Consider the following 18,337-nt stretch of genomic DNA (forward strand, 5'->3'; position numbering starts at 1 on the left):
GCTATGCGATGTGGTCCTCTTCCAGTTCCGCGTTGTGACGGTTCGTGAAGCGGTTGACCATGCGCTTGGCGTCCTCCGCCGGCAGACCGATGCCGAACTCCGCCTCCACGTTGTCCATGAGCTCACGCGGCGTCGGGTAGCTGCCGTTGATCGACTGCTTGAACACCTGGTAGAACGACTCCTCGTCCGGCTCCGGGACCGCTGCGGAGCCGGGAGGCGGGGTGCCGCCGCCCTCACCCAGCTCGCGCGTACGGCCCGGCCCCACCGGAATGGGGAAGCTGCCCGTGTCCTCCGGGGACGGCGCCTCGAACGGCTGGTCCTCCAGATACCGCTCGGCCTGCTGCTGCTCCGCGAACCACTGGGCGTACTGCTCCGGGTCGTAGGCGGGGTCGTAGCCACCCTGGTACGCGACCTCACGAGGGGTGTTGAACCAGGGACTCTGGTCGGGTTCGGGCTCCGCGTCCAGGAACTCGGGAGCGGGAGCCGGGGCGCCGTCGAGCTCCAGGCGCTGCTCACCGGGCGGCGTCGTCGCCCCGCGGGCGGCGGGCTGCGCGGAAGCGGCAGGACCGCCTCCGGACCGGGCGTCCGGACCCCCCGCGTCCAGCGCCTGCTGGGGAGCCGGCGGGATCAGCGCAGGCTCGATACCCGCCGCGGCGAGACCCGCCGGAGCCGTCTCCGCCAGCGGCACCCCGTACCGCGCCAGCCGCAGCGGCATCAGCGACTCCACGGGAGCCTTCCGGCGCCACGACCGCCCGAACCGCGACCGCAACCGCGCCTGATAGACCAGCCGCTCCTGCTCCAGCTTGATCACCTGCTCGTAGGAGCGGAGCTCCCAGAGCTTCATACGGCGCCACAGGAGGAACGTGGGGACGGGAGAGAGGATCCAGCGGGTGAGGCGGACGCCCTCCATGTGCTTGTCGGCCGTGATGTCCGCGATCCGGCCGATCGCGTGCCGGGCCGCCTCGACGGAGACCACGAACAGGATCGGGATCACCGCGTGCATACCGACACCGAGCGGATCCGGCCACGCGGCCGCGCCGTTGAAGGCGATCGTCGCCGCCGTCAGCAGCCACGCCGTCTGGCGCAGCAGGGGGAACGGGATCCTGATCCAGGTGAGGAGCAGATCCAGGGCCAGCAGGACGCAGATGCCCGCGTCGATGCCGATCGGGAAGACGTAGGAGAAGTTCCCGAAGCCCTTCTTGAGGGCCAACTCGCGGACCGCCGCGTACGAACCGGCGAAGCCGATGCCGGCGATGATCACGGCACCGGCCACGACCACGCCGATGAGAACGCGGTGCATCCGAGTCAGCTGCAGTGGCGCGGCCACCCGTACTCCCCTCCCCTTGCATGTTGTTGCGCGCAACAGGGTGGCACATGTGTCCGGAGAACGGGTGGCCGGTTCCCGACGGAGATGCTCAGCTCTTCGACGCGGGCTTCTTCGACGACGAGTCCGAGGAGTCCTTCGAGGGCTCGTCCGAGGCCTCCTCGGACGGGGACTTCGACGGCGACTTCGAGGAGGACTTGGAGGGCGACTTCGACGCGGACTTGGACGGGGTGCCGCCCGCCTTGCCGCCACCCACGCCGTTCGCCTCGGACACCGCGTCCACGGCCTCCTTGACGGCGTTCTTCGCGTCCTTCAGGAGGTCGGAACCGCTCGGCGTCTTGTCACCGGCCAGACCCGCGCCGTTGTAGTCGAGCGTGACCACGACGTTCTCCACGCGCGCCACGACCGTCTGCTGCTTGAAGGTGCCTTCCTTCTTCTTCAGGTCGTAGTGCACGGCCGTCGCCCGGTCACCCGTACCCGTGACTGCCTCCGTCTTGACGCTCTTCGCGCCCTCGACGGCCTGGGCCTCCTGCACCTGCTTCTCGAAGTACTCCTGCGCCTGCTTGTCGGCCGGGCCACGGGTGACGTCCGACTCGAAACGCAGCATCGACACGTTCAGCCAGCGGAACTGCGAGCCCTTCACGCCGTTGTTGTCGAGGCTGTTCCAGGAGCAGCTCGCCCGGGTGGAGATATCGTCCGACTTGCCCTCCTTGCCCGACTTGCTCTTCGGGACGAGGTCCTTCAGCGTCTTCTTCGAGAGCACCTTGCACGACTCCGGCAGCTTGCCGTACGCCGCCGCCTCCACCGTCGGTGACGGGCTCGCCGACGCCGACGCGGCGGCCTTCGCCGCCCCGTCCTTGCTGTCGCCGGAGCCGGAGTCCGAGGAGCAGCCGGCGGCGACCAGCATCACGGGGACGGCGGCCGCGCAGACAAGGACGCGGTTCAGGCGCTTCGCTCGCGTGTCTCGCTGCTCTCGCTCTTCTCGTCGCTGCATGGTTCCTTCACTCATGACGCTCGTGGTTCCCTGCGGTCGGAACGGGTCCGAGTGGTCACCGTACGCGGTGAGACAGCGGTGTGTTCTTCCTTCGGGTGCTTTGCGGGTGCCCGTGAAGAGGCCGTGAAAGCGGCTCAGTCGCTCAGCGAATCAGCCAGCTGGGAGGCCAGTTTCTGCGCCCTGTCCTGCATTTCCTTGCTGTCCGGGACGACGCCGACGGTCGCCGGCTGCTCCGCGTACTCGATCGTCACGATCACATTGGACGTGCGGAACGCCACAGTCACCGTCCGCTGCTTGGCTGTCGAACCGGAACTGCTCAGCCCGTCGTCGAGGAACGCCTCGTCGCCGAGGTCCTCCAGCACCCGGGGCTGCAACTCGCTCGGAGCGACGGACGGGGACGCCGAGGGCGAGGAGGAGCCGGACGGGGACCCCGAGCCGCTCGCGGACGCGCTCGCACCGTCCGGCGGAGTGCCCCCGCCGGACGCCGTATCGGTCGCGGTCGGCACCGGCAGGTGGGCCGCGGCCTCACGCTCCGCGAACAGCTGCTCGGCCTGGTCGTCGTCGCTCACGGCGTTGTCGTACGAGACGACCCGCTCGAAATCGATCAGCAGATGGTCGGTGGCCTGCGGGGAGTCCACCTTCCAGCGGCAGCCCACCTTGCGGTCGGTGTCGAACGTGGTCGTGGGCTCGCCCTCGTAGGCCTTCTCGCGCTGCTCCTCGTCGCCGATTCCCCGGATGCCCGGGAGGAGTTCGTCGAGCGTGCTCTCGCTGACCTCCGTGCAGGGTTCGGGGAGGGTGCGGTAGCGGCCGGGCTCGGCGGCGGGGGAGGCCGTGCCGGTGTCGCCCGGGTTGGAGCCGTCCGTCGTGCCGTCGTCGCCCGAGCCGCCGGTGCAGCCGGCCAGGACCGCCGCGAGGAGCACGGCGATACCGGGTGCGTACGCCTTCCGTTGCACGTGGTGGCCCCTCTCGACACGGATATTGGCTTGCCGCCCCAGGCCGGGCGATGAACACAATGTCTATCGCACGCACTGCCGTGAACGCCGGTCCGATTTCCCTTTCGTCGACCTTGGCTCCGGTATTTGCTGTTGAAGACTTCTGTTCGTTTTCGGGGGATCGAGGGTGTTATGTCGTATGTAGAGATACCGGGCGCGAAGGTGCCGATCCGGATGTGGACCGACCCGGCCTCGGTCGAGGAGGGCGCGCTCCAGCAGCTGCGGAACGTGGCGACCCTGCCCTGGATCAAGGGCCTCGCGGTCATGCCCGACGTGCACTACGGCAAGGGCGCGACGGTCGGCTCGGTCATCGCGATGCGGGGTGCGGTGTGCCCGGCGGCGGTGGGGGTCGACATCGGCTGCGGCATGTCGGCGGTGAAGACGTCCCTGACGGCCAACGACCTGCCCGGCGACCTGTCCCGGCTGCGCTCGCGGATCGAGCAGGTGATCCCGGTGGGCCGCGGGATGCACGGCGAGGCGGTCGACCCGGGGCGCTTCCACGGGCTGGCGACGGCCGGGTGGAACGACTTCTGGTCGCGGTTCGACGGGGTGGCGGAGGCGGTCAGGTTCCGCCAGGAGCGCGCCACCAAGCAGATGGGAACGCTCGGCGGAGGCAATCACTACATCGAACTGTTGTTCGATTCCGTGGGCTCGGTGTGGCTCACGTTGCACTCCGGTTCCCGGAACATCGGCAAGGAGCTGGCCGAGCATCACATCGGCGTGGCGCAGAAGCTCCCGCACAACCATGGTCTGGTCGACCGCGACCTCGCGGTGTTCGTCGCGGACACCCCGCAGATGGCGGCGTACCGCAACGATTTGTTCTGGGCGCAGGAGTACGCGAAGTACAACCGCTCGATCATGATGGCGCTCCTGAAGGACGTGATCCGCAAGGAGTTCAAGAAGGCCAAGCCGGTCTTCGAGCCGGAGATCAGCGCGCACCACAACTATGTGGCCGAGGAGCGCTACGACGGGATGGACCTGCTCGTGACCCGCAAGGGCGCGATCCGGGCCGGCTCCGGCGAGTACGGGATCATCCCCGGCTCGATGGGCACGGGTTCGTACATCGTGAAGGGCCTCGGCAACGCCAAGTCCTTCAACTCGGCCTCGCACGGCGCGGGCCGGCGCATGAGCCGTAACGCGGCCAAGCGCCGGTTCACCACGAAGGACCTGGAGCAGCAGACCCAGGGCGTGGAGTGCCGCAAGGACTCCGGGGTCGTCGACGAGATCCCCGGCGCCTACAAGCCGATCGAGCAGGTCATCGACCAGCAGCGCGACCTGGTCGAGGTCGTCGCGAAGCTCAAGCAGGTCGTCTGCGTGAAGGGCTGACCGGCTCTACCGCTCCCGGTGCACCTTCGTATTGGAGGCCTGGGCTCGGGGGCGCAGGATCAGGAGGTCGACGTTGACGTGGGCGGGGCGGGTGATCGCCCAGGTGATCGTGTCGGCCACGTCGTCTGCCGTGAGGGGTTCGGCGACGCCCTGGTAGACCTTGGCGGCCTTCTCCTCGTCGCCGCCGAAGCGGGTCAGGGCGAACTCGTCCGTCTTGACCATGCCGGGGGCGATCTCGATGACCCGGACCGGCTGTCCGACGATCTCCAGGCGCAGGGTCTCGGCGAGGACGTGGGAGCCGTGCTTGGCGGCGACGTAGCCTCCGCCGCCCTCGTAGGTGCCGTGGCCCGCGGTGGAGGAGACGACCACGACCGTGCCGTCGCCGCTCGCGATCAGCTTGGGCAGCAGGGCCTGGGTGAGGTTGAGGGTGCCGATGACGTTCGTCTCGTACATCCGCCGCCAGTCGGCGGGGTCGCCGGTGGCGACGGGGTCGGCGCCGAGTGCGCCGCCCGCGTTGTTGACCAGCACGCCGATCGTCCGGAACGCCGTGGCGAACTCGTCGACCGCGGCGCGGTCGGTGACGTCGAGGGCGTACGCCGTGGCCTGGTGGCCCGCCGCGGTGATCTCCTCGGCCAGGGCCTCGATGCGGTCCTTGCGGCGCGCGGTGAGGACGACGCGGTAGCCCGCCGCGGCGAGCTGCCGGGCCGTGGCGGCGCCGATCCCGCTGCTCGCACCCGTCACGACGGCGATGCGGGAGGCTGCGGGCGGGGCGGCGGTGGCCATGGGGTGCTCCTCGGGTCCTCGGGCGTGGGCGGGCCCGGCGTCCGCGCGGGGCCCGCGGCCAGGATAGGCGGGCCCTTCGGCGGGACGATTTCGGTGGGAGAATGAGGTCGGGTGATCCCCTGTTCCGACGGAGGTGGATCATGGGTGAGGCTCGTGAGGTCATGGACCGGCTCACGGACGCGGTCACCGCACACACCGACTTGAAGGCCGTCGGCGAGCTCTACGCCGAGGACGCGGTCGCCTTCACCCCCGACGAGGGGGAGCTGCGCGGGCGGGAGTCGATCGTCGCGTACTGGCGGACGATGACCGAAGCGGTGCCCGGGGCGACGTTCGAGGTGCTGCACTCCTACGAGGCCGGGGACACGGCCATCGACGAGGGGATCTACCGCGGCCGCAACACCGGGCCGCTGGAGCTGCCCAACGGGGAGACGCTGCCGCCGACGCAGAAGGAGATCCGGATCCGCGGGGTGGACATCGCCACCGTGCGGGACGGGCGCATCGTCGACTACCGGCTGTACTTCGACGAGATGGACTTCCTGGGGCAGTTGGGCCTGCTGCCGCCCGACGAGCCGTTCTGAGCGGCGGGCCCGGGGGGCGGGGTCAGTTCCCGCGCGGGGCGTACATGATGACGGCCATGCCGGCCAGGCAGACCAGCGCGCCCGTGATGTCCCAGCGGTCCGGGCGGTAGCCGTCCGCGACCACGCCCCACAGGATCGAACCGGCGACGAAGATCCCGCCGTACGCGGCGAGGACGCGGCCGAAGTGGGCGTCGGGCTGGAAGGTCGCGACGAAGCCGTAGGCGCCGAGCGCGAGGACGCCGCCGGCCGCCCAGAGCCAGCCCTTGTTCTCCCGTACGCCCTGCCAGACGAGCCAGGCGCCGCCGATCTCGAGCAGCGCGGCGAGGACGAAGAGGGCGGCGGAGCGGAGCACGGACATGGCGATCAGCTTCGCATGCGCGGCAGGGCCGCGTGGGGCCGGTGTCAGGCGTCGGCGGACTCGGCGTCGTAGCGCTCGCGGGCGTTTCTGACCTCGTCGAAGTGGTTCTCGGCCCAGTCCTTCACGGCGGTCAGCAGGTGGGCGAGATTCTGGCCCAGGGGCGTGAGGGTGTAGTCGACGCGGACCGGGACGGACGGGGTGACCGTGCGGGTGAGCAGGCCGTCGCGTTCCAGGGAGCGCAGGGTCTGGGTGAGCATCTTGGGGCTGACGCCGGCGATCTTGCGGCCGAGGTCGCTGTAGCGGAGGGGGCCCGGGGCGAGGGCGGAGACGACCAGGCTGACCCACTTGTCGCTGATGCGGTCCAGGAGCTGGTTGGTGGGGCAGCTCTTGAGGAACGCGTCGTACTCGACGCGGGCCTGTTCGCGCCGCTGGGCGGCCGTCGTGGTGGCCATGGCTCACCTCCGGGGTACATACGCACTCGCAGGTAACTACTTACCCATGGATAGTAACTCTTCCTAGGGTTGCGGGGCAGGGGACGGACAACGTCCCCGTACCGACAATCCGAGGAGCGTCGCTGTGCGTGCGGTAGTGGTGAATTCGTTCGGTGGGCCGGACGTCGTGGAGGTCGTGGAGACCGAGGTGCCGGAGCCCGGTGCGCGGCAGGTGCGGATCAAGGTCGCGGCGGCCACGCTGAACCCCGTGGACGCGGGGGTGCGGGCCGGTGTCTTCGGGGGCGCGGGCAAGCGGATCGGACTGGGCTGGGACGTGGCCGGGACGGTGGACGCGGTGGGGGTGGCCGGTTCGTGGAGCGTGGGGGACGAGGTGGTGGCCCTGGACTACGGCATGGTCAAGCCGCTGGGCACACATGCCGAGTACGTCGTCGTGGACACCGGCGCCGCGGCCCTCGCGCCCGCCACGGTGGACGCCGTGCGGGCGGCGACCCTGCCGCTGAACGCCCTGACGGCCGCGCAGGCCCTGGACCGGCTGGAGCTCGCGCCGGGTGAGTCGCTGCTGGTGACGGGTGCGGCGGGGGCGGTCGGCGGCTACGCGGTCCAGCTCGCCGCGCACCGGGGGATACCGGTGACCGGGCTGGCGCGCGAGGGCGACGAGGCGTTCGTGCGGTCGCTGGGGGCGACGGGTTTCGTCAGTGGCGTGGTCGCGGACGGGGGCTTCGACGCGGTGCTGGACGCCGCCGTCCTCGGTGCGCCGGCTCTGGCGGCGGTGCGGGACGGGGGCCGGTACATCGGCGTCATCCCGCAGGCCGAGCCCGGTTCCGTGCGGGGGGTGCGGACCGGCGCGGTCGAGGTGAGCGCCGACGGTGCGCGGCTCGCGGAGCTGGTGCGGCTGGTGGACGAGGGGGTGCTGACGACACGGGTGGCGGAGACGTTCGCCCTGGAGGACGCGGCGAAGGCACACGCCCGGCTGGACGGGGGCGGTGTGCGGGGCCGGCTGGTGCTCGTGCCCTGAGCGTTGAAGCTCCTAGGGCTCGGCGCGTCCGGCCCGGGTCTCCGCCGCGTACGCCGTGGGCGGTACGCCCACCGTCGCCGTGAAGTCCCGTACGAGGTGGGCCTGGTCGGCGTAGCCGAGGTCGGCGGCGAGGGCGGCCCAGTCGATGTCGTCGCGGGTGCCGGCCTGTTCCAGGGCCTCGTGGATGCGGTAGCGGAGGATGACCCACTTGGGGCTCACGCCGACCTGGGTGGCGAACAGCCGTTGCAGGGCCCGCACCGACAGGCCCTCGGCGCGGGCGAAGTCGCCGACGCGGCGTACGGTGCGGTCGGCGCGGATGCGCCCGACGAGGTCGACCGCGAGGTCGGCCTGCGGGTCCGGGTCGTGGGGGAGGGCGAGCAGGAAGGCGTCCAGGGCGGTGACCCGGGCGCGGTCGCCGGCGGGGGTGACGACTGAGCGGGCGGTGTCGCCGGTGATCTGCGGGAAGACCTCCTGGGCGGGCAGCGCGCGGCCCGTCCACCGGGAGACGGGCACGCCGGGGGTGCAGGGGCCGAAGCCGCCGGGGCGGAACTTCACCCCGCAGACGCGGCCCCGTCCGGTCAGCTTCCTCGTGTAGAGGTCGAGGGCGACGCCGGTGAGCTCGGCGTAGGGCGGTCCGTCGGCCTCGTCCCACTGGAAGGTGAGGTTGACGGACGGGTGCGGGACGATGTGGGAGGCGTAGGGCGCGGGCAGGTCCCAGTCGATGAGCCAGTACCACTCGACGTACCGGCGCAGGGGCTCGGCGGGCTCGTGGCGGCGGAATCGGACGCGGTCGAGCAGTCCGGACGGGTCGACGATCCCGCGGGTGTCGTGGCGGGGTGCCTCCATGGCCGGATCGTACGTCGCGTTTGTTCAAGAGGGGCAGCCTTCCGCCTGCCTACGGTCGGGGCATGGACACGAACATGGTGAGGACCCACGGCATCGGTGAGCTGCTGGCGCTGGCGAGGGAGCGGGCGGTGCCGGTGGTGCGGGGCATTCCGGATACGGCGCTGACCGCTCCCACGCCCTGCGCCGAGTACGACGTGCGCGCCCTGGTCGATCACCTCTTCCAGGTGGTCGTGCAGTTCCAGCGGCTGGCCGAGAAGGAGGCGGCGGACTTCGGGGAGACGCCCGGTGTGGTCGCGTCGGACCCCGGCTGGCGTGAGCGGTTCGCGCGGGAGGCGGACCGGCTGGTGGCGGCCTGGTCGGCGCCGGGCGCCGAGGAGGGCACGACCGGGGCTATGGACATGCCTGCGCGGCTGGTGGGCTCGATGGCGCTGCTCGACCTGACGGTCCACGTGTGGGACCTGGCGCGGGCGACGGGCCAGGACTTCCCGGGGGCCGACGAGGCGGTCGTGGCGGAGCTGACGGCCGCGGTGGCCGAGCTGGCGCCGACGGCTCGGAAGATGGGCATGTTCGGGGACCCACTGCCGGAGGGGGCCGACACGCCGGTGTTCGACCGACTGCTGGCACGCACGGGGCGGGATCCGGGCTGGGGGTAGGGGGGCAGCGGACCGGCCGCACCCCGCTGGGAGGGGTGCATCAGCCGGGCCGCGCGGGAATAGCCACCGGCCGGCTGTCGTTCTCCGGGTATGGTTGAAGCGTAAACTACCTGGAGGGTGAGCGACCATGCAGTTCGGGATCTTCAGCGTCGGCGACGTCACGCCCGACCCCACCACCGGCCGGACACCGACCGAGCGCGAGCGGATCAAGGCCATGGTCGCCATCGCGCTGAAGGCCGAGGAGGTCGGGCTCGACGTCTTCGCGACCGGCGAGCACCACAACCCGCCCTTCGTGCCCTCGTCCCCCACCACGATGCTCGGCTACATCGCGGCCCGCACCGAGCGGCTGATCCTCTCCACGGCCACCACCCTGATCACCACCAACGACCCGGTGAAGATCGCCGAGGACTTCGCGATGCTCCAGCACCTCGCCGACGGCCGGGTCGACCTGATGCTGGGCCGCGGGAACACCGGCCCGGTCTACCCCTGGTTCGGCCAGGACATCCGGCAGGGCATCAACCTCGCCCTCGAGAACTACGCCCTGCTCCGCCGCCTGTGGCGCGAGGACGTTGTCGACTGGGAGGGCACGTTCCGCACGCCCCTGCAAGGCTTCACGGCCACACCCCGCCCGCTCGACGGCGTACCCCCGTTCGTCTGGCACGGCTCGATCCGCTCCCCGGAGATCGCCGAGCAGGCCGCGTACTACGGCGACGGCTTCTTCCACAACAACATCTTCTGGCCGGCCGACCACACCAGGCGCATGGTCGAGCTCTACCGCGAGCGCTACGCCCACCACGGGCACGGCACCCCCGAGCAGGCGATCGTCGGACTCGGCGGGCACGTGTTCATGCGGAAGAACTCCCAGGACGCGGTGCGCGAGTTCCGGCCCTACTTCGACGTCGCGCCGGTGTACGGGAACGGGCCGTCGCTGGAGGACTTCACGGCGCAGACCCCGCTGACCGTCGGCACCCCCGAGCAGGTCGTCGAGAAGACCCTGGCCTTCCGCGAGTACGCCGGCGACTACCAGCGCCAGCTGTTCCTCATCGACCACGCCGGGCTGCCGCTGAAGACCGTGCTGGAGCAGATCGACCTGCTGGGCGAAGAGGTCGTACCGGTGCTGCGCAAGGAGTTCGCCGTCGACCGCCCGGCGGACGTGCCGGACGCCCCCACGCACGCCTCCCTCCTCGCCCGCGACCGGCGGTGAGCGGACGGTAGGACCCGCCCGGCGGGCCGCCCCGCCCCGGTGAGAGGGGAGTAAGAAGGACGCCCCGGCGCAGCGCACACCGCCTGGGGAGCCGGGCGGCTTGGCACACTGGACGCGTGCCCCATACCGTGCTGCTCGCCGAAGACGACCGCGCCATCCGCAACGCCCTGGAGCGTGCCCTGACCCTGGAGGGCTACCAGGTCATGGCGGTCGCCGACGGTGTCGAGGCACTCGCGCAGGCCCACCGCAACCGCCCGGACGTGCTCCTGCTGGACGTGATGATGCCCGGCATCGACGGGCTCCAGGTGTGCCGGGTGCTGCGCGCCGAGGGCGACCGCACACCGGTGCTGATGCTGACGGCCCTCGTCGAGACCGCCGACCGGATCGCCGGGCTGGACGCGGGCGCCGACGACTACGTGGTCAAGCCCTTCGACGTGGAGGAGGTCTTCGCCCGGCTGCGCGCCCTGCTGCGCCGCGTCAGCCCCGTGGAGGCCGCGGGCCCTCCCGTGGCCGAGGCGCCCCGGGCGCTCCCGGAGCGGTTCATCGAGGCGGCCGGCATCCGCATGGACCCGCAGGCACGCCGGGCCTGGCGCGGCCCACGCGAACTGGAACTGACCCGCACCGAGTTCGAACTGCTGGAACTGCTCGTGCGCAACGCCGGCATCGTCCTCGACCACTCCACGATCTACGACCGCATCTGGGGCTACGACTTCGGGCCCGGCTCGAAGAACCTCGCCGTCTACGTCGGCTACCTGCGCCGCAAGCTCGACGAGCCGGGCGCCCCCCAGCTGATCCACACGGTGCGCGGCGTGGGTTACGTGCTGCGGGAGGACTGAGTGGCCCGCCTGCGCCTGCCGGCCGGGCGGCGGCCCAGACTGGTCTCCCTGCGCACCACGTTCGCCGTGTCGTTCGCGGCGGTCACGGCGGCCGTGACGATCCTGGTCGGCATCCTGTCCTACAGCGCCGCCGCCCGGCTGGTGCGGGTGGACCAGCAGACGGTGTTCGACGAGGTCGTGCAGGACCTGCGCGACGAGGTGCGGCAGAATCACATGACGCCCGGCGACTTCTCGTCCGCCGCGCCCGGCCACGACCTCGTCCGCCCCGCCCGCACCGATGTGCAGGTGCTCGGCCCGGACGGGCACGTCGTCGACGCGGGCAGCCCGGGGCTGCCGGTCACCGGCGCCGACGCGCGGATCGCCGCCGAGCGGCCGTCCGGGCAGGTGGTCGTGCACAAGGACGTCGACGTGGGCAGCGACGTCTACCGCGTCGCCACCGTCTCGCTGGGCGGCGGGCGGGGCGCGGTGCAGGTCGCGCAGGAGTTCAGCGACGTCGAGGACCTGCTGCGGGCGCTCCAGCAGCGAACGCTGCTGCTGATGGCGGCCGTGGTGGTCGGCGCCGGGCTGTTCGGCTGGTGGCTGGCCCGGCGGATCACCCGCCGCCTGGTGGTGCTCACCGACGCCGCCGAGGACGTCGCCCGCACCCGCAGGCTGGGCATCCAGGTGCCGGTGGCCGGTCATGACGAGGTGGGACGGCTCGGCCGGGCCTTCGACCGCATGCTGGGCCGGCTCGCCCAGTCCGAGGAGGACCAGCGCCGCCTGGTCCAGGACGCGGGCCACGAACTGCGCACCCCGCTGACCTCGCTGCGTACGAACATTTCCCTGCTGCGCCGCATCGACGAACTCCCGCCGAAGGCCCGCGATGAACTGGTCGCGGATCTGGGCCAGGAGGCGCGCGAGCTGACCGACCTGGTCAACGAGCTGGTGGACCTCGCGGCCGGGCAGTCCGACACCGAACCGCCGCGCCGTGTGGACCTCGCCGACATCGCCGAGGAGGTGGTGGGGGTGGCGCGGCGCCGCAGCGGCCGGGAGATCCGGCTGCGCGCGAGCGGCGACACCACGACCGACGGGCGGCCCGGGATGCTGACCCGGGCCCTGTCCAACCTCGTCGAGAACGCGGTGAAGTTCGACCAGGGCGGCCGGTCACCCGTCGAGGTCGTCGTCGCCGGGCCCGCCCGGCCCGGCACCATCCGGGTCGAGGTCCTGGACCGCGGCCCGGGCATCACCGATCACGACCTCGCCCGTGTCTTCGACCGCTTCTACCGCGCCGCCGACGCCCGCTCCCTGCCGGGCTCCGGCCTCGGCCTCTCCATCGTCCGCGAGGTGGCCCTCGCGCACGGGGGAGCGCCGTTCGCCCACCGGCGGGAGGGCGGCGGGACGGTGATCGGCTTCACGGTGGGCGGGGGAGCGTGACCGGCGCCGCCCGGCGATCCCGCTGGAGGCACCGGCGCTACTCCGCTATCCCGCTGAAGCCCACCACCCCGTGCACCGTCGCCCGCACCAGGTACTCCCCGGGCACCGAGTTGCGCTCCCCGTACCGCTCGGCCAGGTCCTCGCCCATGTAGCGGGCGCCGATCCGGGTGGCCCAGTGGCGCAGCTCCCCGGGGTCGTCGGTGAGCCGCGCCGTGCAGTCGAGCATCACGTACCCGTACGGCGGCTCCTGGTCGTCCACGCACAGCGCGAACCGCGGGGAGCGCCGCAGCGCCCTGGCCTTGAGGGAGGCGTGCCAGGTGGTGAACAGCAGCTGTGTCCCGGCCTCGGGGGTGTCGTCCAGGAGGAACCAGACCGGGGTGACGTGGGGGCGCCCGTCCTCGCGGTGGGTCGCCAGCTTGCCCGTGCGGGTGCCGGTGAGGACGAACGGCCGCCACTGCTCCTCGGTCATCGGCCTCACGCGGCGACCGTCTCCGCCGCCGGCATCGCCACCGCCGACACCCGGAACGCGGTGGCCGTCTCCTTCAGCGCGGCCTCCACCTCCCCGCTGGCGCGCCCGCGGAAGCGGAACCGTCCGCCGACGTGCTCGTAGTAGGCGTCCGCGAGCGGCAGCACCTCGCCCACGCCGAGCAGGGCCTCGGCGTAGGGGCCGGGGGTGCGGCCGGTCATCGGCGTCACCTCGGTGATGCGGCAGGGGCGCGCGGCCGGGGCCGGGATCAGGAGGTAGCCGCCGAACTCGCGCTCCGGCTTGGGCGATCCGGGCGGCAGGGGGCGGCCCAGCTGGAAGCGGAAGGCCGCGTGCATCAGGTCGTAGTCGTGCACCTCGCGCCACACGAAGGCGATCTCGGCGCCGCCGACCCGCGCCCCGACCTCCAGGAAGCTGACGTGCGGCCGGCCCGCGACGGTGTCGACGAACACCTCCAGATGGAAGACGGTCGCCTGCCCGGTGAGGGCCTTCAGCGCCTCGACGGCGTAGGCGCCGATCGCCGCGAGGACGGTGTCGTCGTCCTCCTCGACCGAGCCGAGGAAGTTGCCGGTGCGAAAGCCCAGGCAGGTGTTGACGTACCGGGACGCGGTCCAGTGCAGCAGCTCGGAGCCGGTGAAGACGCCGTCGACGTGGTAGATCCGGCCCGCCTGGAAGCGCTGCACGAGCAGCGGGTCGCCGGTGAAGTCCAGCCGGGGCACGTCCTCGGGCCCGTCGAGGCGTACGACGCCCTCGCTGCAACTGCCCCGGGTGGGCTTCACCACGAGCGGCCAGCCGTGCTCCCGGCCGAAGTCCAGGACGCTCCGGGCGTCGGGCGCGAGGGCGAAGTCCGGTACGTCGAGACCGGCTTCGGCGACCGCGGTGGCCATCAGGAACTTGTCGCGGAACGGCTCCAGGAACGCCGTGCGCGGGCCCGGGCAGTCCCACTCCTCGCGCAGGGCCGCCGCGACCAGCAGGTCGTCCTCCTTGAGGGTGACGATGCCCTGCGGCGGCCCGTACCGGGCGGCGAGCAGCCGGGTCGCGGCGCGTACGGCGTCCAGGTCGTCGGTGCGCTCGACCAGGACGGTGTCGACGGCGGCCTCGGGTACCGAGGACAGGCCGACCTCGGTGGTGATGTACGAGACGTGATGGGTGGTGTGGTCCACGTACGCCGCGTAGCGGGCGTAGCTCTCGCGCCACCGGTTGATGACGACGAGGTGCGGCTTCCGGTCGCCGGACATGCTCACTCCTGTCCGGCCAGCTCGTACATGCCCTCGCCGTCGAGGTAGTGGATGGTGCCGATGTCGCGCATCACGACCTCCTCCATCTCGTGGAAGAGCCGGACGAAGCCGACGTAGGTGAAGTCGCAGGTGGTGGGCACGATCTCGCCGCCGACGGGGACGAACTGCGAGAAGTCGTAGAAGCTCTCCAGCTTCTTGATCTCCTCGATGTGGCGCAGTCCGGCGAGGCGGCCGCGGACCGGGGAGACCAGGCCGACGGAGGCGAAGTGCTGCTTGATCGTGTAGTCCTGGGCGTGCCGGGCCCGGAAGCGCTCGGGGCGGACGTAGGCGTCGGCGGCCCAGTCGAAGGGGGACTCGCCGGTGGCCTTGCGGACGTAGTACGGCAGGTCGCCGCCGCAGATCCGGGCGCCCATCTCGATCAGCACCGGCCCCTCGGGGGTCAGCTTCAGCTCGATGTGCGCCGGGCCGTGCCGCACGCCGAGGGCGTCCAGGACGCTCAGCGCGTACGGGACCAGCCGGTCCTGCACGTCGCCGCGACGGGGCAGCAGGTAGACGGAGTTGGAGATGTCGTGCACGCCGTTCACCGAGATGCGGGTGGTGGCGATGATGTCGGTGACGTGGTGGCGGCCGTCCCGGCTGACGGTGTTGATCATGTACTCGCCGCCGTAGAGGTACTCCTGGGCGACGACGCCCTCGTTGCGCTGCGAGAACAGGTTGTCGGCGCCGGTGAGTTCGAGGAACGCGGCGGCGCTGTCCTGCGGGGTGTCGCAGAACCGGATGCCGTCGTTGCCGGCGCTGGACAGGGGCTTCACGACGACGCGGCCGCCGTGCTCCCGGTGCCAGGCCTCCAGTTCGTCGGCGCTGGTGGCCAGCAGCTGGCGGGCGCCGCGCAGCCCGGCCGCCTTGATCGTCTCGATCATCGTGAACTTGTCGCGGCGGGCCTTGCTGAGGGCGGTGCCGTTGGCGGTGGGCAGGCCCAGCGCCTCACTGAGCCGGTCGGCGAACTCGACGCCGTACTCGTGCCCGGCCATGACGGCGACCGGCTCGTAGGCGCTCACCCGGCGCAGGGTGTCCTCGAAGTCCCCGTGGTGGACGATGTTGTCCGCGTAGAGGGACAGGTCGAGCGTGGCGGCGAAGGCCGCCGGCGGTTCGGGGGTGCTCTGCACGCGCACGCACTCGTAGCCGGCGTCGCGGAACTCCGGCGGGTAGAACCGCGCCGTGCCGAAGGCGTCGACGAGGACGACATGACCCTTGGTGCTCATCACTGCTCCTTGATGCGTCAGGGGGTTGTGAGGTGGGGCGGGCGGCCGTGCGGCGGCTCAGGCCTTCGCTTCGGCCAGGGCCGCGTGGTCCGGTTCGGTCTCGGTGCTCGCGGTGGGGCGGCGGCCGAGCCAGAGGTGCCCGGTGAGGGCGAGGGCGGACAGGGCGGCACCGGCCAGGCCGATGACCACGAAGGCCCAGCGGGGCCCGGCGGAGTCCTGGACCGCGCCGGACAGGGCGGGTCCTGCGCTGTTGCCGACGGTGAGGGCGGCGCTGTAGCAGCCCATGACGACGCCGCGGGAGCCTTCCGGGGCGAGGGCGCTGGCCGCGCTGCCGGTGGAGGCGAACGCGGGCGAGCACAGGGCCGCCGGGAGCACCATGGCGAGGCAGAGCAGCCGCCAGTCGCCGGTCGCGAAGCCGCCGACGACGGTGGTGAGGCCGACCAGGCCGGCGATGACGGCGAATCCGGGCGGGCGCTTGATGGTGCCGTAGACGAGGGCGCCGATCAGCGAGCAGAACCCGCAGACGGTCAGGACCAGGCCGGAGAACTCCAGCTGGCCCGCGTGCCGCAGTCCGCCGACGATGGCCGTCTCGTACCCGGCGGTGGCCAGGGTGGTGGCGGTGGTCGCCATGAGGACGGGCACCAGGGCGGGCGTGAACCACTGCCGGAACGTCGGCTTGGGCGGCTGGGCGCCGGTGGCGGACGGGGACGTGGTCGCCTTCACCGCCGGGTCGAGCAGGGCGAGTCCGATCCCGGCGAGGCTGATGATGACGCCGAGTCCGCGCATGGAGGCCGTGCTGGAGACGGCGGTGGCGACGGTGACGCCGAGGGCGGGGCCGACCATGTACGAGATGTTGGAGGTCATGGCGTCCAGGGCGAAGGCCGCGTTGCGGTCCTCGTCGGGGATGGCCACGGCCAGCCGCAGCCGCACCAGGGCGAAGCCGGGCAGGTTGAGCAGCCCGACCGCGAGCGCGCCGGCGATCAGTCCCTCGTAGGGCAGCAGCGGGCCCAGGCCCCAGAACAGCACCTGGGCGGCGACCGAGGCCAGCAGCACCGGGCGGGCCCCGTGCCGGTCCATCATCCGGCCCTGGAGCGGGCCGCCGATGCCGACGCCGACGGTCCAGGCCGTGATGACCAGCCCGGCGGCGCCGAACCCGCGGTCCAGGCCGAGGACGACCGCGAGGTTCAGGACGACGGGGATCGCCACCACGGCGATCTTGGAGAACAGGCCCAGGAGCATCAGCGATCCGATGCCCTGATGGGCCAGCACCTTGCGATACGTTTTCATGTTCATGTCACTGAACCGGTTCCGTCGGATCGGGCGCGGCGGCTCCCACCGCCCGGGCGATCTGCGCGAGCAGCGCCTCGTCGGTGAACCGGTGCCGCCGCCACAACGAGGCGAGCCTGCCGGGCAGTTCGGCCCGGTCGTCGAGTGCGCAGGTGAGGATGATGTTGGGGTGCCGTACGCCGTCGATGGTGAGTGTCTGGGTACGGACGACGTCCAGCTCGCGCGTGGCGTCGCGGACGAACTCCGGTGTGGGGTCGTGGATCGGGAACTGCAGGCACACCTGCCGCACGGGTGCCACGGTCGGCACGCCGGGCGCGGGCCAGCCGCCGTCCAGGATCGACAGCAGACAGTCGTAGGTGTTGAAGCCGGAGGCGGCGACGCAGGGCGTGGTGGTGCCGGTGACCCGGGGGTTGATCTCCAGGATCCGGTAGCGCCCGTCCTGGTAGATCATGTCGATCCCGATGGCGCCCTGAAGGTCCAGCGCGCGGCACAGCGCCCGGAGCTTGTCGGCGACGGGCGCGAACGCCTCGTCGTGCTCGGGGCGCGGGGCGGCGTAGCGCAGCCGGCCGAAGTTGAAGACCGGTCCGGCCTCGGCCGGGCCCTGCCAGACCCGGGGCTGCACCACGTAGGTGCCGTGGGCGCCCACGACTTCCACCGAGCAGATCTCCCCGGAGACGCACTGCTCCAGAATGAAATTGCCGTCGTGCGGCCGGGCCAGATGGTCCTGGAGTTCACTCTCGTCGGATATCGCCACCATGCCGACACCCATGCAGTCCCACAACGGCTTGCTGATCAACGGATATCCGAGGTCGGAAGCCTGCATCAGAATGGAGTCGACATAGGCGGGGATCCGCAGTCCGCGGCCGGCCAGCACATCGCTGTCGACGAGGATGCCGCCGGGTATGTCGAAGCCGTGCTCCCGCAGCAGGCCCTTCGTCTCCCACTTGTTGGAGGCGAGGTGCACGGCGGCCAGGCCGTGGCCGACCATGGGGATGCCGACCGGCTCCAGGATCCGCTTCACCACCGCGTCACGCAGGGCGTTCTCGTCCGCTATGGACAGCGACACCACGCCGTCGGCGGACCAGTCGATCACCTTCTTGGCGAGCTCCGCCGGCGAGATGTCACCGGGCAGCTTCTCGGCCGCACCCGGAAAGTCCTCCGGTCCGCAATCGCCGTCCGTGTAAAAGAGCTTGGCTTCTATTCCCTCCCGTTCGAACCGCGACTCAAGACTTGTGAGATAAGGCTTGGTCTGCTGAATCTCGATGGATCGCAGGAAAGCGATTCGGCGCATT

Annotated in this window: 19 protein-coding genes; 7 read left to right on the forward strand and 12 right to left on the reverse strand. The window is 71.5% G+C overall.

Translation table 11 applies throughout. From position 1 onward, the window contains the following. Position 1 precedes the first annotated feature (1 nt). From ACFZDE_RS09700 to ACFZDE_RS09710, 3 genes are all read right to left on the reverse strand, one after another. Positions 2-1,300 carry a DUF2637 domain-containing protein gene (locus ACFZDE_RS09700; protein WP_391199031.1) on the reverse strand — a complete coding sequence of 433 codons (1,299 nt, stop codon included), beginning with the start codon at positions 1,298-1,300 and terminating at the stop codon, positions 2-4. 115 nt (positions 1,301-1,415) lie between these two features. Next, the gene (locus ACFZDE_RS09705; RefSeq protein ID WP_390992499.1) at positions 1,416-2,318 is read right to left on the reverse strand and encodes a DUF3558 family protein; all 903 of its coding nucleotides are present in this window, start codon (positions 2,316-2,318) and stop codon (positions 1,416-1,418) included. 134 nt (positions 2,319-2,452) lie between these two features. Then, on the reverse strand, positions 2,453-3,271 hold the full coding sequence (locus tag ACFZDE_RS09710; RefSeq protein WP_391199034.1) for a DUF3558 domain-containing protein: 819 nt from the start codon (positions 3,269-3,271) through the stop codon (positions 2,453-2,455). A 171-nt stretch (positions 3,272-3,442) separates the two neighbouring features. Between ACFZDE_RS09710 and ACFZDE_RS09715 the strand changes: the two genes are divergently transcribed. Beyond that, positions 3,443-4,636 (forward strand): RtcB family protein, encoded by a 1,194-nt coding sequence (locus ACFZDE_RS09715; protein WP_391199036.1) that lies wholly within the window; start codon positions 3,443-3,445, stop codon positions 4,634-4,636. 6 nt (positions 4,637-4,642) lie between these two features. On the opposite strand, the gene ACFZDE_RS09720 is transcribed toward ACFZDE_RS09715, so the two are convergent. Further along, positions 4,643-5,419: an SDR family NAD(P)-dependent oxidoreductase gene (locus ACFZDE_RS09720; RefSeq protein WP_391199038.1), complete on the reverse strand. Its 777-nt coding sequence runs from the start codon at positions 5,417-5,419 to the stop codon at positions 4,643-4,645. Positions 5,420-5,559: 140 nt separating this feature from the next. On the opposite strand from ACFZDE_RS09720, the gene ACFZDE_RS09725 reads away from it, so the two are divergent. Continuing rightward, on the forward strand, positions 5,560-5,997 hold the full coding sequence (locus ACFZDE_RS09725) for a nuclear transport factor 2 family protein (RefSeq protein WP_390992510.1): 438 nt from the start codon (positions 5,560-5,562) through the stop codon (positions 5,995-5,997). A gap of 22 nt (positions 5,998-6,019) precedes the next feature. On the opposite strand, the gene ACFZDE_RS09730 is transcribed toward ACFZDE_RS09725, so the two are convergent. Next, positions 6,020-6,355, reverse strand: coding sequence for a YnfA family protein (locus ACFZDE_RS09730; protein WP_030840287.1), 336 nt, complete (start codon positions 6,353-6,355; stop codon positions 6,020-6,022). A 44-nt stretch (positions 6,356-6,399) separates the two neighbouring features. After that, positions 6,400-6,807: a winged helix-turn-helix transcriptional regulator gene (locus ACFZDE_RS09735; RefSeq protein ID WP_390992516.1), complete on the reverse strand. Its 408-nt coding sequence runs from the start codon at positions 6,805-6,807 to the stop codon at positions 6,400-6,402. A 124-nt stretch (positions 6,808-6,931) separates the two neighbouring features. Here ACFZDE_RS09735 and ACFZDE_RS09740 point away from each other — a divergent pair, with 124 nt between their 5' ends. Continuing rightward, positions 6,932-7,822, forward strand: coding sequence for a zinc-binding dehydrogenase (locus tag ACFZDE_RS09740; protein ID WP_391199041.1), 891 nt, complete (start codon positions 6,932-6,934; stop codon positions 7,820-7,822). 12 nt (positions 7,823-7,834) lie between these two features. Here the strand turns inward: ACFZDE_RS09740 and ACFZDE_RS09745 are convergent, their stop codons facing one another. Then, positions 7,835-8,668 carry a DUF6597 domain-containing transcriptional factor gene (locus tag ACFZDE_RS09745; protein WP_391199043.1) on the reverse strand — a complete coding sequence of 278 codons (834 nt, stop codon included), beginning with the start codon at positions 8,666-8,668 and terminating at the stop codon, positions 7,835-7,837. Positions 8,669-8,730: 62 nt separating this feature from the next. Between ACFZDE_RS09745 and ACFZDE_RS09750 the strand changes: the two genes are divergently transcribed. The 4 genes from ACFZDE_RS09750 (at position 8,731) to ACFZDE_RS09765 (ending at position 12,774) form a co-directional block, all read left to right on the forward strand. Next, on the forward strand, positions 8,731-9,321 hold the full coding sequence (locus ACFZDE_RS09750) for a TIGR03086 family metal-binding protein (protein ID WP_391199044.1): 591 nt from the start codon (positions 8,731-8,733) through the stop codon (positions 9,319-9,321). A gap of 127 nt (positions 9,322-9,448) precedes the next feature. After that, on the forward strand, positions 9,449-10,525 hold the full coding sequence (locus ACFZDE_RS09755) for a CE1758 family FMN-dependent luciferase-like monooxygenase (RefSeq protein WP_390992528.1): 1,077 nt from the start codon (positions 9,449-9,451) through the stop codon (positions 10,523-10,525). Positions 10,526-10,641: 116 nt separating this feature from the next. Continuing rightward, entirely contained in the window at positions 10,642-11,361 is a 720-nt protein-coding gene (locus ACFZDE_RS09760; RefSeq protein WP_391199046.1) for a response regulator, read from the forward strand. Further along, complete coding sequence (locus tag ACFZDE_RS09765) at positions 11,362-12,774, forward strand: ATP-binding protein (RefSeq protein ID WP_391199049.1); 1,413 nt, start codon at positions 11,362-11,364, stop codon at positions 12,772-12,774. Between the two features lie 37 nt (positions 12,775-12,811). Here the strand turns inward: ACFZDE_RS09765 and ACFZDE_RS09770 are convergent, their stop codons facing one another. The 5 genes from ACFZDE_RS09770 to ACFZDE_RS09790 are packed head-to-tail and all read right to left on the reverse strand — an operon-like array spanning position 12,812 to position 18,336. Beyond that, positions 12,812-13,243: a TIGR03618 family F420-dependent PPOX class oxidoreductase gene (locus ACFZDE_RS09770; protein ID WP_390993917.1), complete on the reverse strand. Its 432-nt coding sequence runs from the start codon at positions 13,241-13,243 to the stop codon at positions 12,812-12,814. Between the two features lie 5 nt (positions 13,244-13,248). Then, positions 13,249-14,496: an acetyl-CoA carboxylase biotin carboxylase subunit family protein gene (locus tag ACFZDE_RS09775; protein WP_391199052.1), complete on the reverse strand. Its 1,248-nt coding sequence runs from the start codon at positions 14,494-14,496 to the stop codon at positions 13,249-13,251. Between the two features lie 2 nt (positions 14,497-14,498). Further along, complete coding sequence (locus ACFZDE_RS09780; RefSeq protein WP_390992539.1) at positions 14,499-15,758, reverse strand: ATP-grasp domain-containing protein; 1,260 nt, start codon at positions 15,756-15,758, stop codon at positions 14,499-14,501. A 57-nt stretch (positions 15,759-15,815) separates the two neighbouring features. Beyond that, positions 15,816-17,051: an MFS transporter gene (locus ACFZDE_RS09785; RefSeq protein ID WP_391199054.1), complete on the reverse strand. Its 1,236-nt coding sequence runs from the start codon at positions 17,049-17,051 to the stop codon at positions 15,816-15,818. 1 nt (position 17,052) lies between these two features. Beyond that, positions 17,053-18,336: an ATP-grasp domain-containing protein gene (locus ACFZDE_RS09790; protein ID WP_391199058.1), complete on the reverse strand. Its 1,284-nt coding sequence runs from the start codon at positions 18,334-18,336 to the stop codon at positions 17,053-17,055. Position 18,337 lies beyond the last annotated feature (1 nt).

The sequence above is a fragment of the Streptomyces sp. NPDC007929 genome (genome assembly GCF_042959065.1).
GTDB lineage: Bacteria > Actinomycetota > Actinomycetes > Streptomycetales > Streptomycetaceae > Streptomyces.